Raw genomic sequence first — 16,440 nt, forward strand, 5'->3', positions numbered from 1 at the left:
TAATTTCCTCCTTGTGTGTTTTAGCCGCACCCCGCTTCCGGCGGGATGCGGCTAAGTAAAGGAATTAAAATTACAATGTCAACTGGTTATAAAGTCTTTTTTACTTCTATCTGTTCGTAAGATTCAATGATGTCGCCCACTTTTATGTCGTTGAAGTTTTTGATACTGATACCGCATTCGTACCCGGACGCAACTTCCCTGACATCTTCTTTGAATCGTTTCAGTGAATCCAATTCGCCGGTAAAGATAACAATTCCGTCCCGAATAAGACGAATTTTATGGGTACGTTTTATTTTTCCGTCCCGCACCATTGAACCGGCTACAGTACCTACTTTAGTGATTTTAAAGACATCAAGCACCTCTACGTTTGCTGTAATTTCTTCTTTAATATCGGGGGAAAGCATACCTTCCATGGCGGCCTTGACCTCTTCGATTGCGTCGTAGATAATGGAGTACAAACGGATATCGATACCTTGTTTCTCCGCTTCACGCCTTGCTCCCAAAGAAGGACGGACCTGGAATCCAATAATAACTCCGTCTGATGCTGCCGCGAGGGTAACGTCCGATTCAGAGATTTGGCCTACAGCTTTGTGAATCACGTTAACCTGAATTTCTTCGGTAGACAAGCGGATGAGCGAATCTGAAAGTGCTTCTACCGAACCGTCCACATCACCTTTTACAATGATGTTCAGCTGCTGGAAGTTTCCGATAGCTATCCTGCGGCCGATGTCATCCAGGGTAAGCATTTTCTGCGTACGCAGCGATTGTTCGCGCTGTAACTGTTCACGGCGTGCGGCAACGTTGCGCGCATCCTGGTCGCTCTCCATGACGTTGAACGTATCTCCGGCCTGCGGTGCGCCGTTCAGCCCGAGCACCAGCGCCGGCTCTGACGGCCCTGCTTCGTTGATTTTCTGGTTCCGCTCGTTGAACATCGCTTTTACGCGTCCGTAGTATGATCCGGCCAATAACACATCGCCTTGCTTGAGCGTTCCGTTTTCAACCAAGACAGTTGCCACGTAGCCCCGGCCTTTGTCGAGTGACGATTCCACAATGGAGCCCGATGCTTTCCGGTTGGGGTTTGCTTTAAGTTCCAACAAGTCTGCTTCGAGCAGCACTTTTTCGAGCAATTCGTTGATGCCTGTTCCTTTTTTGGCAGAGATGTCTTGTGACTGGTATTTTCCGCCCCAATCTTCTACCAGGTAATTCATCTCAGCCAGTCGCTCTTTTATTTTTTCAGGATTTGCTCCCGGCTTATCCACTTTATTGATGGCAAAAACAATGGGGACACCTGCGGCCCCGGCGTGGTTAATGGCCTCAACGGTTTGGGGCATCACATTGTCGTCGGCAGCTACAATGATGATAGCTACGTCCGTTACTTTAGCCCCGCGGGCACGCATAGCGGTAAATGCCTCGTGGCCGGGAGTATCCAGGAACGTGATTTTTCTGCCGTCAGGCAGTTTCACGTTGTACGCGCCAATATGCTGGGTGATTCCTCCGGCTTCCCCTTCAATAACGTTGGTGTTGCGGATGCTGTCGAGCAGGGATGTCTTGCCGTGGTCAACATGTCCCATAACGGTAACGATTGGCGGGCGTGGTAGCAAATCTTCGAGATTATCCTCTTCTTCAGCTATGGCTTCGATAACGTCAGCGCTCACGAATTTGGTTTTGTAGCCGAATTCATCGGCAACAATATTGATTGTTTCTGCATCCAGGCGTTGGTTGATAGCCACCATAACGCCCAGGTTCATGCAGGTAGCGATAACGCTGGTAACGGGGACATCCATCATGTTTGCCAGGTCATTTGCCGTAACAAACTCGGTAAGCTGCAATATCTTGCTTTCGCGTTCCTGTTGTTTGATTTCTTCGCGTTGTCGCTGAGAAACGGCCTCCCGTTTTTCGCGGCGATACCTTGCTCCGCCTTTTCCCCCGCGTTTTTCGGTCAACCGGGCAAGTGTTTCCTTTATTTGTTTTTGAACGTCTTCTTCGCTTACTTCGGCTTTTATCGGTTTTCGGAGAACTTTTTTATCCCGACGGGTGCTTTCTCCGTGAGCTCCGGCTTTTTCTATATTGACTTTGCCTTTATCTATGCGTTTGCGTTTTTTCTTTTTACTGTCTTCCTCCGCTGTATTGATTACCGCCCCTTTCTTCTTTTCTTTTTCTTCGATCGATTCTTTTTTCAGGCTTTTTACGGCTTCTTCTTTCGCTTTCTTGGCATTTTGCTCTTTTTCACGCTCCAGGCGTTCTTTCTTGCGTTGTGCCCTTGATTTCCGGGGTGGACGGGTCCTGTCGTTTATAGATTCCAGATCGATGGAGCCTTTCACCACGATATTGGGTTCTTTCAGTTCTTTACGTATCCGAAATATTTCGTCCGGGCCCTTCTCCTTCTCGTGCAGAGTTATATCTTCTTCTGCTTCTGTCTCTTGTTCCTGGGGGGAGTAGTCTTCCCGTTCCTTATTTGCCGTTTCATTCACCACTTCTTCCGGGGTTTCTTCGGCTTCAGATGAAGGGGCCTCCGTTACAACAGGTGCTTCATCGTGGGGGACTTCAATTTCCTTCGGCTCCACCGGTTTCGGTGTAACTGTTTCAACCTCTTCAACTTTTTGTACAGGCTCTTCCGGTTTTACTTCTTTTACCTCAACTTCAACCTCAACTTCAACTTCAACTTCAACCTCAACTTCTTCTTCTTGTTTAGCTTCGGTTTCTTTTTTCAGTTTCTTGTGCTCGTCTAAATCGATGCTTCCTACGACGTTGAATTTTGGTTTCAAGTCATCCGGGATTTCAGCTTTTATGGTCTCTTTTTCTATTTTCTTCTTGGGTTTTTCCTCTATTTCGTACCCTTCGATGGCAATTGTTTCCCGTTTATCATCCTTCCGGTGCATCCTTTCGAGATTTTCAATGGCCTCTTTTTTAATTTTCTTGTCTTTGCTGAATTCGGCCACCAACAAATTATACTGTTCTTCCTCAATCTTTGTATTAGGATTTGCTTCAACAGTAATTCCTTTCTTGTGCAAAAATTCAACCAACGTGTTGATCCCTACATTTAAATTCCTAGCAACTTTACTTAATCTTTCAGCCATATAGTTGAGTTTGTCCTTTCTTAATTTATTGGTTTTGTGAACAGTTTAACAGTCTTAAATCTCCGGCTCTTCGTCGGTAGTATCTTCATCTTCAAATTCGTAACGAAGAATCTTCAATACCTCGTCCACGGTGTTCTCTTCCAGGTCGGCTTCCTTGATGAGCCTTTCACGCGGCATTGCCAACACGTTTTTGGCCGTTGAGCAACCGATTCGTTTGAGCTGATCGATTACCCATCCGTCAATTTCATCGCGGAATTCGTCCAGGTAGATATCCTCTTCGTCGAAATCATCGATTTCCCTGAAAACTTCTATGTTATATCCTGTCAGCATAGATGCCAGTTTAATATTTGCCCCGCCTTTACCGATTGCCAGTGAAACTTCATCGGGATAGAGAAATACCTCGGCACGGCGTTCTTCTTCCTTAACGGAGATAGAGTTGATCTTTGCAGGGCTAAGTGCTCGCTGAATAAACAGATTGGTGTTGTTCGTATAGTTGATAACATCAATATTCTCGTTGCGAAGCTCACGTACAATTCCGTGAATACGGAACCCTTTCATCCCCACACAGGCTCCAACCGGATCAATGCGGTCGTCGTAGGCCTCAACAGCCACTTTGGCCCGTTCTCCCGGGATACGGGCAATACCTTTGATGGTGATAAGTCCGTCGTTAATCTCAGGAATTTCCATTTCGAACAATCTTTCGAGAAATATGGGCGATGTACGCGAAAGGATAATCTTCGGGTTGTTATTCTTATTTTCAACCCGGGCAACTATAGCGCGAACATGTTCTCCCTTACGGAAAAAATCGCTGGGGATCTGTTCGGTTTTGGGCAGAATAAGTTCGTTATGCTCGTCGTCGAGAAGGAGTAGTTCTTTTTTCCAGACCTGATAAACTTCACCCGATACGATCTCTCCTACCTTTTCTTTGTATTTGTTGTAAAGATTGTCTTTTTCGAGTTCAAGGATTTTTGAAGCCAGGGTTTGACGAAGATTTAATATGGTTCTTCGGCCAAAGTCTTCCAGTTGAAGTTCGTCGGTAACCTCTTCACCCACTTCAAAATCTTCATCGATTTTGTGCGCTTCGGTCAGGCTGATTTCCATGTTGGGATTCTGGAGCTCGTTGTCTTCAACGATAACCCGGTTGCGCCATATCTCCAGGTCTCCCTTGTCGGGATTGATGATGATGTCAAAATTTTCATCCGTACCCACCGATTTGGCAATCACGCTTCTGAACGACTCTTCTAGCACACTTATCATGGTGGCTTTGTCAATATTCTTCAGTTCGTTGAATTCTGAAAATGTATCTATCAGGCTGATTGTTTCCTTCTTTTTGCCCATATTCTATAATTTTTTGTTTTGGGTTTCGAGTTTTTTATTCCTGCTTCTGATTTCTAACTTTTTTTTGTTGTAAGAAACAGTCGCTAAAACTTAATGATGTATTTTGTGTATTTTACTTCGTCGTAAGGGAAGATCAGTTCTTCTTTTATCTCAGTTTTTCGCTTTGCTCCTTCCGGCTTGACCATTCTGGCGACCTCAACGGAGAAGTTCTTCTCTGTTGAGGATTTTAGGGTTCCCTTGAGTTTTTCACCTTTCCGGGTAAGCACTTCAATCTCTTTTCCTTCGTATTTTTTATATTGACGAGGGGTTTTAAACGGAGATGTCAATCCGGCAGAAGTAACTGTCAACTCGAAATCTTCAACGTCTCGGTCGAGTTTCGATTCGAGGTAGCGGCTCAGTTTTACACAGTCGTCTATGTTAACACCGTTATCGTTATCGATTTCGACGGTTATCGTGCCGCCGGCGGCAACAATAACATCGACAAGGTAGTCGGAAGAGTCTTTTAAAAACTCTTCAGCCATTGCTTTTATCTCGTTTTTCTCCATCATGTGCACATGCAAACAAACAAAAAAGGAGCATTCCAGTGCTCCCCTCGTCATTTACCGGTACAAAGATATTATTTTCTAATGGATTGACAAAATGTTTGGGTTTTTTTCTGTTGTCGATCGGATTAATTCAAAGACGCTCATATGTAGATGTTGTGTGAGAAATAAAACAAAAACGGATAGTTAAACGTTAATTAAAAGATTTAAAAAACTTCTAAAAAGATAAAACCTGCCAGCATAAGGACGGTTAAAAGGGATGCAGGCGGCCTGGAAAATTGGCGCGGTTTTTGAGGGAATTTAGGAGTGTTAATGCGCCAGGTCTCCTGGAAGATATAAACAGAACTAAAATAAATTACAAACGATGAAGTATTTAACGTACATTTTAGTATTAGCCGTTATGGGAGTTGCTCTTTCGAGTTGTGGTTACAATACGATGGTAAGCAAACAGGAAGGCGTTAATTCACAATGGGCAAATGTGGAGAACGCATATCAGCGCCGTGCCGATCTAATCCCCAACCTGGTGGCAACTGTTAAAGGGTATGCCGAGCACGAGCAGGAAACTTTTACACAAGTAACGGAAGCCCGCGCTAAAGCAACGCAGATGACAGTTGATCCAGAAAGTTTGACCGAAGAAAGTATTCAGCAGTACCAGCAAGCTCAAAGCCAGCTAGGTTCTGCTATCGGACGATTGCTACTTATTCAGGAAAATTATCCCGAACTGAAGGCAAATCAAAACTTTTTGGCTCTTCAGGACGAATTGGCAGGTACCGAAAACCGCATCTCGGTGGAGAGAAACAAGTTTAATCAAACGGCTCAGGATTTTAATGCTTATATCCGTCAGTTCCCGCGTGTTATTTATGCCGGATGGTTTGGTTTCAAGCCAAAAGGTTATTTCCAGTCTTCTCCCGGAGCGGAAACGGCTCCCCAGGTTCAGTTTTAAACGCCTTGCCCCGATTATGTTAACTCCGGAAGAATTAAACAGGGTGGTTGAATCCATTCGGGCCGCAGAGGGCAGGACTTCTGCAGAGATTAGAGTCTGCATTGCGAAAAAATGTAAGGAGAATCCCCTGGATGCCGCTTACAAGAAGTTCAAACAGCTAAAAATGGATACTACCGCATTGCGTAATTCGGTGTTGATTTATGTAGCCCCCTACAATCACAAGGCTGCCGTTGTAGGTGACTCAGGAATAGATGAGGCAGCTCAGGAAGGCTTCTGGGATTCGGTGCTTGAAGAGATGTTTTCTTTTTTTAAAAACGGACGTATTTGCGAGGGGATCTGTCGGGGTGTGGGTAAAGTTGGAGAGTTGGTAAATTCCCGTTATCCGGTTTCGGAGAACGATGTAAATGAATTGTGCGACGATGTTATATGGGATGAAGAGTAGGCTTGCCTTTATTGTATTGTTTTTTTTACTGTCCTTGGGAATTTCGGCACAGGATGTTCCTGATCCGATTTATCCGTACCGCCTGGTAAATGATTTTGCCAACATTTTTTCTGCTGCCGAAAAACAGGCGTTGGAACAGCGGTTACTAGCATACAACGATTCTACATCCACTCAGATTTACGTGGTGGCTGTGAACGATCTGGGCGGATACCCGGCATCGGATTACGCATTTGTACTGGGTGAAAAGTGGGGTATCGGGCAAAAGGGTAAAGATAACGGGTTGCTGATCCTCATAAAACCTAAAACCGCTGATAGCAGGGGGCAGGCGTTTATTGCCACCGGTTATGGGCTGGAGGGTTCCATCAACGATGCTTTCGCCGGTAGGATTGTACGCAACAACATGATTCCCTATTTTCAGGAGAACGACTATTTTGGAGGAGTAAACGCCGCAGTTGATGCAATTATCGCCCGGTTGTCGGGGGAATTTGATGCAGATGCCGGTAAACCTGAAGGGGTTCCTATTTGGGCAATTGTTTTGCTTTTTGTCGTTGTTTTTATCTTGTTTTCTCTTTTCTCCCGGGGTGGGGATCAGCACATAGACGGTGACGGACATCACAGGGCCGGTGGAGGCCCTCTGTTTTTTCCACCGTTTTCAGGAGGCCGAAGTTCCGGTTGGGGCGGTGGCTTCGGTGGCGGTGGCTTTGGTGGCGGTGGCGGCGGAAGTTTCGGTGGTGGTGGAGCAGGAGGAAGCTGGTGATGAAGAAACTCATAACCGTTCTTGGTCCTACGGCCAGTGGAAAAACTACGTTTGCAGCTCATCTCGCCTCACGGCTCGACGGCGAAATTATCAGTGCTGATTCGCGTCAGGTATACCGCGGAATGGATATAGGTACGGGAAAAGACTTGGCTGATTACCGGATTGGAGACAATCCGGTCCCTTACCACCTTATCGACATTCGTGATGCGGGCGACAAGTACACGTTGTTCAATTACCAGCACGATTTCCATAAGGTTTACAGCGATGTTTTATCGCGCAACAAGACAGCGATACTGTGCGGAGGTACCGGGCTTTATATTGAATCTGTCCTGAAAGGGTACCGCCTGCCCGATGTTCCCGAGAATGCCGTCCTGAGGAAAAGGCTGGAAACTAAATCGCTGGATGAACTTACGCGGATTCTCTCTTCATACAAACCGCTTCACAATACCACCGATACCGACACAAAAAAACGGGCAATCCGCGCTATAGAAATTGCGGATTTCCAATGTAAACATCCGGCTTCGGAACTTGATTACCCTCCAGTTGAGAGTGTTATCATCGGGCTGGACATCGACCGGGAATCCCGAAGGCAAAAAATATCTTCACGCCTGAAAAAAAGGTTGGATGAAGGAATGGTTGCAGAGGTACAGTCCCTGCTCAATAAGGGTGTTTCTCCCGATGATCTTATTTATTACGGACTTGAATACAAGTTTGTAACGCTGTACGTAACTGGTAAAATTAATTTCGAGGAGATGTTTTCGGAACTCGAAATAGCCATTCATCAGTTTGCCAAGCGTCAGATGACCTGGTTCCGTGGTATGGAGAGGCGCGGTTTTACCATTCATTGGCTGGATTTTTTGCTGCCGGTGGATGAAAAAATCGAAAAAGCGCTTGTCCTTATCCGGAATTCCTGAATTTAAACCGTGTAAATTCCCGAAATATCGGCAAAAAAATGTATTTTTGCCGGCACCATTTTTTACATTCTATAAAATAAAAATCGATGATCAAAGGTCAATTTCCCGTCGAAAAATTTCATTCTTTGGAAACGCCATTCTATTATTACGACATGGATTTGCTGCGTCAAACACTTGACGCGGTAAAAAAGGAGGTCGAAGGCAAGAATTACATTGTTCATTACGCATTGAAAGCAAACGCCAATCCGAGGATATTGCGCGAAATAGCGTCTTATGGTTTTGGAGCGGATTGTGTGAGCGGAAACGAAATACTTAAAGCCCTGGATTGCGGATTTCCCGCGTCGAAAATAGCTTTTGCCGGAGTAGGGAAAACCGACAAAGAGATCAAGATCGGGTTGGATAATGGTATTTTTTGCTTTAATGTGGAGTCATTGCCTGAAATGGAGGCCATCGATCGGCTGGCTTCTGAAACAGGAAATGTGGCTCCTGTTGCGCTGCGAATCAACCCGAATGTGGATGCTCACACACACCGGTATATCACCACCGGACTGGAAGAAAATAAGTTTGGGCTTAACGAATCGGATTTACCGAAGGCTATTGATTTGATCGAGAAAAGCAAGCATTTGAAGTTGATCGGGATGCATTTTCACATCGGTTCGCAGATTACGGATTTATCGTCGTTTGAGGATTTGTGTGTGAAAGCCGTTGAATTACAGAACTGGTTTTCTCAGCGGGGTATTTCTTTCGAAGTTCTTAACGTAGGGGGTGGTTTGGGAATTAATTACCATCATCCCAATCATTGTCCTGTTGCTGATTTTGAAGCTTATTTCAGATTGTTTGCCAAGTACTTGAAACTTCAGGAAAATCAAACACTTCATTTTGAGTTGGGGCGATCTTTCGTCGCACCGTGTGGGTCCCTTATCGCGAGGACCACATACGTGAAAGAGGGTACCACCAAAAAGTTTCTGATCACGGATGCCGGAATGTCCGATTTGATCCGCCCTGCCCTCTATCAGGCATTCCATCATATCGAAAACATCAGTTCAGACAAAGAGTACGAAACTTACGATGTTGTCGGCCCCGTTTGTGAGTCGAGTGATGTTTTTGGGGAGGCTGTGTTGTTGAATCAATCCCGGCGGGGAGATTTTATCGCTATCCGTTCTGCCGGTGCTTACGGAGAGACGATGGCGTCGATGTACAATTGCCGCGCATTGCCCCGGTCTTATTTTTCTGACTCGTTGTAATTATGGATTTACCGTACATTTTTAATTTCAATTTTCCACTTCCCTTTTGGATTATTTCGGGAGCTGTTTTGCTTTTTTTTAGTATTCAATTGGTTTACTATTTGTTGGTTTACAGAAAACCGTATGTTTACGAACAGAAAAGGAACAAATCTCTGCCGCTTTCAGAAAATCTACCTTCCGTTTCGGTGGTTATTGCTTCAAAAAATGAATCTGAAAATTTGGAGAAATACCTTCCGGCTATACTGGAACAGGATTATCCTGATTTTGAGGTAATCGTGGTAAACATGGGGTCGACGGATGAGACGGATGTATTGCTCAAAGGCCTTAATCAAAAATACCCCCATCTTTACCATACCTATGTGCCGGCTGAAGCAGAGGATGTGAACGGGAAGAAACTTGCATTGACCTTAGGGATCAAGGCGGCAAAAAACGATATCTTATTGTTTACGGAAGCTTACTGTGTGCCGGCTTCAGATCATTGGATCCGGGAGTTTGGCCGTGAATTCTCTAAAGGTAGGGATATTGTATTGGGGTTTTGTAAATTACAGGTTGGGAAGAAGGTTGCAATGAGACAGTTCATACTTTACGACAACCTGATCCACGGGTTGAAGTATTTGTCGCTCGCTGTTCTCGGAAAGCCATTTATGGGGATCGGCAGGAACCTGGCTTACAGAAAGGAAATATTCTTCGAGGAGAAAGGATTCTCGTCGGTTTTGAACATCGACGAGGGTGAAGATGACTTGTTCATTAATAAGATAGCCGGGAAGAAGAGTGTAGGGGTGGTGGTATCGCCGGAAAGCATGACGCAAAGTGATGTAGTGAACAATTTTTTTACCTGGAGGGCTTTGAAGTCCAAGTATTTGTACACCAAACAGTTTTATAAAGGAGTATCGTCTTTAGTTTTTGGTTTCGAAACATTTTCGAAATACTTGTTCTATCTCTCTGTTGTTTCAGGAATTACGTACGGAATGGTCTTTGGTAATTACCCGCTCATCGCTTTAAGTGTCTTTTTCCTGATTGTCAGGTTTGTGGTTCAGTTATACGTAATCGGTAAAAGCAGCCGGCTCTTTAATGCCGGAAAATACCATGTCAACCTATTCTTTTTTGATCTTTTTCAACCTTTCAATAACTTCAAATTCAGGAAATACGCCAACAAAAGGAACCGATTGAGAAAATAAGAGATGCTGTGGCTTTCAGACGATTTTCTGCCAATCTGACATTTAAAAGTTTTGAAATTGTTTTTTTTACGGTTAAAGCGGGTTAATCGATTCTTCTTTTAGTTAAAAGTGTCAAAAAAGAATCTTTGAGTTAAACTCTTGTACGCTTTTTGTTTCTACATTTGTGTAAGTGTTAAAATTCAAACTTAATAAATAAGAATATGAATACTGGAAACGTAAGAAACATTGTGACAATTGTTATTGTCGCTATACTCAGTTCGGTAATTACTCTTTTTGGGTACAATACTGTTACGAAAAATAATTCGAAAGGAATTTTAAATTCTTCCGGGAGTGTCAGACAAAGTGAATACGCTGATTCTTTTGATCAGGACAAAAACGTGAGATTGGCTAATTTGACTACCCAGCAAGGGTATCCAGATTTTACAGAAGCCGCTGCCAAGTCGGTGAATGGAGTTGTCCACGTAAAGGTGAAGTCCGTCAGCCAACAGCAATATATGAATCCGTTTGATTTTTTCTTCGGTTTTGGAGAAAGAAATACCCAACCCCGTGAACAAATCGGATTCGGGTCGGGGGTTATTATTTCAAAGGACGGATATATAATCACCAATAACCATGTGGTTGAAGGAGCAACCGAAGTAACGGTTTCTCTCAACGACAACAGGGAGATGACGGCCAAAGTTATCGGTGCGGATCCGCAGACAGATATTGCCTTAATAAAAATAGAAGGGGATGATTTCCCTTATCTCACTTTCGGAAATTCCGACGCTTTAGAAGTGGGAGAGTGGGTTCTTGCCGTTGGAAATCCGTTTAACCTGACTTCTACTGTAACCGCAGGGATCGTTAGTGCTAAAAATAGGGGAAATATTGTTGGTGGAAATTTGAATATCCAATCTTTTATCCAGGTTGATGCTGCCGTAAACAGAGGTAACAGTGGGGGAGCATTGGTCAACACCCGAGGTGAATTGGTGGGAATAAATACAGCCATCTTCTCTCAATCGGGTGATTTTAATGGCTTGGCTTTTGCCGTACCTATCTCTATTGCAGGGAAAGTGGCGGCAGACTTGAAGCAATTCGGAACCGTGCAGAGAGCCGTGCTGGGAATACAAGTGCCGAACATTGAAATGGTCAGACGCCAGGATCCTGACAAAGCCAGTGAACTTTCCCGGATTGTAGGAGTTTTGGTGGAAGATTTTGGTGACAGAAGTGCTGCTAAAGCCGCTGGCCTGGAAAAAGGGGATATCATTAAAGCGATTAACAACGTGCAAATTCGTAATTTTGCAGGATTGCAGGACCAGTTGAGCAGGTATCGTCCCGGAGACAAGGTAAAGGTAACTGTCGACAGAAATGGTAAAGAGCATTCGTATACTGTTGAATTGAAAAACGATGCCGGAAATACGGAAATTCAAAGAAGTTCGGACAGTATGAGTTTGTTGGGTGCTACTTTCAGCGACATCCCCAACAGCAGAAAACAACAGCTTGGGATTAACAGCGGTGTCGAGGTGTCGAGCGTGGATAACAGCGGTTTATTCAGGAAAGAAGGAATAAACAAAGGATTTATAATCATGCGGGTAAATAATACCCCTGTAAACAGCGGAGACGAAATTGCTAAAATTGTTTCATCGGTGAGCAGAAGCAGCCAGGACAAAGTTATATTGATTGCCGGTTTTTACCCGAACGGAAGAACTCAATACATTGCGATAGACTTATCGCAAGGCCTAAAATAGGAGGTTGTGTTAATTTAGGTTAATTGGCCGTTTTTTTTGTAACAAAAACATACCGAAGTGTGTTTGTATAGCAAAGGGTTTGGAGTATCCAAATCCTTCGCTGTTAAAAGCAAAGGATATAAAGATGGATTAAAATTCTCTTATTGCAAAAAAAAACAGTATCTTTGCACCCCCGTTTTAAAAGTAGAAAGGATAAAATATAATAAATGAGACAATTAAAGATTACAAAATCGATCACAAATCGTGAAAGCGCTTCTTTGGACAAATACCTTCAGGAGATAGGCCGCGAAGACCTGATAACAGTGGAGGAAGAAGTGGAATTGGCTCAGGCAATTAAAAAAGGTGACAGGAAAGCTCTTGAAAAATTGACCCGAGCTAATTTGCGGTTTGTCGTGTCTGTGGCAAAACAATACCAAAACCAGGGGCTTAGCCTTCCCGACCTGATTAACGAGGGAAACCTCGGGTTGATAAAAGCTGCCGAGAAATTCGATGAAACCCGGGGATTTAAATTCATCAGTTACGCGGTGTGGTGGATCCGTCAATCTATCCTGCAGGCGTTGGCCGAGCAATCGAGAATCGTTCGTCTGCCGCTTAATCAGGTGGGGTCTTTGAACAAAATCAGCAAGGCTTTCCAGAAATTTGAACAGGAGAACGAGCGGCGTCCTTCTGCTGAAGAACTGGCCTTGGAGCTTGACCTTTCGGTTGATAAGGTGACGGATTCGCTGAAGGTTTCAGGAAGGCATATATCGATGGACGCTCCTTTTGTTGAGGGTGAGGACAATAGTCTGCTGGATGTCCTCGTAAACGACGATGCGCCCATTGCAGACAGGACACTGATTAACGAATCGTTGCAAAAAGAGATTGATCGTGCTCTGGCCACCCTTACCGACCGTGAAAGCGACATCATCAAGATGTTTTTTGGCATAGGTTGTCAGGAGATGACACTGGAGGAGATTGGAGATAAATTTCAACTTACCCGCGAACGTGTGCGTCAGATAAAGGAAAAAGCCATAAGGAGGCTTCGTCAGGATTCCAGGAGTAAACTGTTAAAAAGCTATTTGGGCTGATAGAACCATCTATATAATGAAAAATGTGGAAAAATACCCTAAATCAGGTCATTTTTATCATTTTTCCTTAAAAAAACGATTGTGTTTTGGAAATTAGATTTATCTTTGCGATGATTTCGCTTAAGAAAAGCTAATTTTATTAGTTTTTTATTCTTTTGCGAACATTTTAAAAATACAAATGTTATAAAACATAGATCATACTCAGCAGTATTAACTATAGACATTAATTATCGAGTTATTGTAATAAAACAAATTTTAATTAGAATTTAAATTTATGAAAAAGTTTAGTTTACTTTTAATTACGGCTCTTTTTGCATTCGGCATGAGTGCACAAGAAGTACAAAACGTTTCCAACGGTACGGTGTACCTGAAGGATAAAGCTAGTGACCATTGGTATATTGGTCTTGGTGGTGGAACAAACCTCTATCTTACTAAAGCAGAGAACGATGCAGATGCAAGTTTCGGCGATCGTTTAGGATGGATGGGACAACTTGAAGTTGGAAGATGGAATTCTCCGGTATGGGGTACCCGTCTGGTTATTGACGGCGGTCATATTAAACACGTAGCTAACGTACCTTTCGGACCTGAACAAAATTGGTTGGGCGGTCATCTTGATATAATGTGGAGCATGACCAATGCTTTGGGTGGTTACAATGCTGATAGAGTATGGAACCTTGCTCCCTATCTTGGTATTGGTTACATGTATGGATTGGATGAAGATTGGAAGAAACCGAATCCAAACGGTGAAACATTAAAATTCCAAAATCAATCCCTTACTTACAACGTTGGTTTGATCAACAACTTCCAGATTTCAAGAAGCGTGGCTTTATTCCTCGAATTGGGATGGAGAGTAATGCAGGAATCTTTTGACGGAAGCCCAACAAGCGGAGATTACGACTACGACAGCATGCTTACCGGAACCGCAGGAATCAAATTCGGCCTTGGTAAACAAGATTTCACTCCTGCTGAGTTGATGGATTACAACCTGATCAACGATTTGAACAGCCAGATCAACAGACTTCGCGCAGAAAACGAAGAACTCAGAAAAAGACCGGAATCTTGCCCGGATTGTCCTGAAGTTGCTCCTGCAGTTACTGAAAGTGTTTACGTTCCTAACGTAGTATTCTTCCGCATCGACTCTTATAAGATTGATAAAGGCCAGCAAGTTAGCGTTTACAACACTGCTGAATACTTGAAAGCTAATCCTAACGCAACCGTTAAGATCGTTGCTTACGCCGACAGACAAACAGGTACACCTGCTTACAACCTGGCTCTTTCTGAAAAACGTGCTAAAGCCGTTGCTGACGCATTGACTTCGGAATACGGAATTGACAGCAGCCGCATCTCTGTTGACTGGAAAGGTGATACTGAACAGCCTTACGCAGAAAACGACTGGAACCGCGTAGCTATCTTCTTTGCTGAATAATTCAGAAAGCCAAGATATACTAAAAAAAGCATCTCGTTTGAGATGCTTTTTTTATTGTAATATGCTGAGCCGGGACCCGGTTTACGCCGGACATCCGGCTTTTCTTCTTTATGAAAACGCTCTCCCTACTTTGTATTTCTTATATTTATTTCTCATTTTTTTAAAGAACAGATCTTTTGGTGAGCATATGTTCAAAACTATTATTATCTTTACACCTGATAAATTTATAAATAAGGAGCTGAAAAACTTGATAAGTAAGTTTAAAACACGTAAAAAAAACTGATGTCATGCCAAAAATGGACGGTAGCGGTCCTGTCGGACAAGGCTGTGGAACAGGACGAAAATTAGGTAATTGTAGTTCGCTTTCACCTGAAGAAAAAGCGAAAGGGTTGGGACTTGGAATGGGGAAGCGCCGCAAGGCAGGCGGAGGAGACGGTAATAGAAAACGTCACCAGGAAGGAAATCAATTTTAAAAAAGAAGATTAATATGTCGCGTCCCAAACAAAACCGAAAAATATCCAATCCTCCCCTGATGCAGGGATTTAAGCCGTTTGGTATCCCGCGAAAAATGTTGAAAGAGGTTACTTTGTTGTATGATGAATATGAGGCCATCCGTTTACTGGATTACGAAGGATTGCGTCAGGAACAGGCAGCGAAGCAGATGAACGTATCCCGGCCTACCTTGACGCGCATTTACGAACAGGCCCGCAAGACCATTGCTCAGGCGTTGGTGGAAGGGAACATGGTCAATATTGAGGGTGGCAACGTGCAGTTCGACAGGGAGTGGTTTCGCTGTAGACGTTGTTATAAGTTGGTCGGGGGGAGGGAGAATCATGTTCGTTGCAAGGACTGCAAAATATATGGAAACGACGAGTTGATGCCCATAAATGCAGACGGGAAATGAAAATTGCAGTGCTGTCTGATAATCGGGCTGAGGGTGGGTCGCTGGAACCGGAACACGGGCTTTCCCTCTATCTGGAAACTGCGCAATTCAGCTGTTTGCTAGATGTGGGTGCTTCTGACCGATTTATAAGGAACGCTGAAAAGATGAATATTGATATCCGTGCAGTAGATTTTGTATTTATCTCTCACGGGCATATGGATCATATCGGTGGTTTGCCTGCCTTCCTGGAGTTTAACCAAACGGCGCCTGTTTATCTCTCAGAAAACCTGTTGAGTCAAATCTATTACTCCGAAAGAAACGGATTTCACCGGATAAGCCTCGATGTAGATCTTACACCTTATGAAGACCGTTTTGTCAATGTGGGGCCAGGAATTGTTTTCAGTCATGAGCTTACCTTGTCTATGGCCTCTTCCCGTCAGTATCCCCGTCTCAAAGCAAATCAGGCCTTGTACAAGGATGCCGGAGAAGGAATTGTTCCGGACGATTTCGACCATGAGATCATTTTTGCTTTTGGTTCGGAGCAACTGTTTGTCTATAGCGGTTGCGCACATAGGGGGCTCTTGAATATCCTGGATTCCGTCAGGTTGTCCACCGGGAAAAAAGTGGGAACACTGATGGGCGGCTTTCATCTGCTCGATAGTGAAAAAGGACGGCTGTATGAATCTCCGGATGAAATAGATTCAATTGCTTCAGCGCTTAAAACGAATTATCCGGAGACCAACTTCATTACAGGACATTGTACTGGAGAAAAGGTTTATGAACGGCTCCGGAATAAATTGGGAAATCAACTGAACCGGTTTTACACCGGATACACAACAATAATTGAATAAAAAAACTGAAGCATGAAAATTGCATTACCTACAAAAGAGAACAATCAAATCGAT

At 43.8% G+C, this 16,440-nt stretch carries 15 protein-coding genes; 12 read left to right on the forward strand and 3 right to left on the reverse strand.

Features of this window, described 5'->3' with window-relative positions:
• Positions 1-86: 86 nt before the first annotated feature.
• The 3 genes from infB to rimP form a co-directional block, all read right to left on the reverse strand.
• On the reverse strand, positions 87-3,077 hold the full coding sequence (infB, locus tag KCV26_08005) for a translation initiation factor IF-2 (protein WZX35289.1): 2,991 nt from the start codon (positions 3,075-3,077) through the stop codon (positions 87-89).
• A gap of 54 nt (positions 3,078-3,131) precedes the next feature.
• The gene (nusA, locus tag KCV26_08010; protein WZX35290.1) at positions 3,132-4,415 is read right to left on the reverse strand and encodes a transcription termination/antitermination protein NusA; all 1,284 of its coding nucleotides are present in this window, start codon (positions 4,413-4,415) and stop codon (positions 3,132-3,134) included.
• Between the two features lie 83 nt (positions 4,416-4,498).
• On the reverse strand, positions 4,499-4,963 hold the full coding sequence (gene rimP / locus KCV26_08015; GenBank protein WZX35291.1) for a ribosome assembly cofactor RimP: 465 nt from the start codon (positions 4,961-4,963) through the stop codon (positions 4,499-4,501).
• A 358-nt stretch (positions 4,964-5,321) separates the two neighbouring features.
• Between rimP and KCV26_08020 the strand changes: the two genes are divergently transcribed.
• The 12 genes from KCV26_08020 (at position 5,322) to KCV26_08075 (ending at position 16,386) form a co-directional block, all read left to right on the forward strand.
• Positions 5,322-5,900, forward strand: a complete 579-nt coding sequence (locus KCV26_08020; GenBank protein ID WZX35292.1) for a LemA family protein — start codon at positions 5,322-5,324, stop codon at positions 5,898-5,900.
• A gap of 16 nt (positions 5,901-5,916) precedes the next feature.
• Positions 5,917-6,342 (forward strand): TPM domain-containing protein, encoded by a 426-nt coding sequence (locus KCV26_08025; GenBank protein WZX35293.1) that lies wholly within the window; start codon positions 5,917-5,919, stop codon positions 6,340-6,342.
• Positions 6,332-7,099: a TPM domain-containing protein gene (locus KCV26_08030; protein WZX35294.1), complete on the forward strand. Its 768-nt coding sequence runs from the start codon at positions 6,332-6,334 to the stop codon at positions 7,097-7,099. Before KCV26_08025 ends, KCV26_08030 begins: the two co-directional genes overlap by 11 nt.
• Complete coding sequence (gene miaA / locus KCV26_08035) at positions 7,099-8,013, forward strand: tRNA (adenosine(37)-N6)-dimethylallyltransferase MiaA (protein WZX35295.1); 915 nt, start codon at positions 7,099-7,101, stop codon at positions 8,011-8,013. The genes KCV26_08030 and miaA overlap by 1 nt, the downstream gene beginning before the upstream one ends.
• Positions 8,014-8,099: 86 nt before the next feature.
• The gene (gene lysA, locus KCV26_08040) at positions 8,100-9,257 is read left to right on the forward strand and encodes a diaminopimelate decarboxylase (GenBank protein ID WZX35296.1); all 1,158 of its coding nucleotides are present in this window, start codon (positions 8,100-8,102) and stop codon (positions 9,255-9,257) included.
• Positions 9,258-9,259: 2 nt separating this feature from the next.
• Positions 9,260-10,435, forward strand: a complete 1,176-nt coding sequence (locus tag KCV26_08045) for a glycosyltransferase (GenBank protein ID WZX35297.1) — start codon at positions 9,260-9,262, stop codon at positions 10,433-10,435.
• A 200-nt stretch (positions 10,436-10,635) separates the two neighbouring features.
• Entirely contained in the window at positions 10,636-12,159 is a 1,524-nt protein-coding gene (locus KCV26_08050; GenBank protein WZX35298.1) for a Do family serine endopeptidase, read from the forward strand.
• 206 nt (positions 12,160-12,365) lie between these two features.
• Complete coding sequence (locus tag KCV26_08055) at positions 12,366-13,226, forward strand: RNA polymerase sigma factor RpoD/SigA (GenBank protein WZX35299.1); 861 nt, start codon at positions 12,366-12,368, stop codon at positions 13,224-13,226.
• Positions 13,227-13,500: 274 nt separating this feature from the next.
• Entirely contained in the window at positions 13,501-14,652 is a 1,152-nt protein-coding gene (locus tag KCV26_08060; protein ID WZX35300.1) for an OmpA family protein, read from the forward strand.
• 287 nt (positions 14,653-14,939) lie between these two features.
• Complete coding sequence (locus KCV26_08065) at positions 14,940-15,125, forward strand: DUF5320 domain-containing protein (GenBank protein WZX35301.1); 186 nt, start codon at positions 14,940-14,942, stop codon at positions 15,123-15,125.
• A gap of 14 nt (positions 15,126-15,139) precedes the next feature.
• Entirely contained in the window at positions 15,140-15,556 is a 417-nt protein-coding gene (locus tag KCV26_08070; protein WZX35302.1) for a DUF134 domain-containing protein, read from the forward strand.
• A complete protein-coding gene (locus tag KCV26_08075) occupies positions 15,553-16,386 on the forward strand; it encodes an MBL fold metallo-hydrolase (GenBank protein WZX35303.1) in 834 nt (277 codons plus the stop codon). Before KCV26_08070 ends, KCV26_08075 begins: the two co-directional genes overlap by 4 nt.
• Positions 16,387-16,440: the final 54 nt, after the last annotated feature.

Source organism: Petrimonas sulfuriphila (assembly GCA_038561985.1).
GTDB lineage: Bacteria > Bacteroidota > Bacteroidia > Bacteroidales > Dysgonomonadaceae > Petrimonas > Petrimonas sulfuriphila.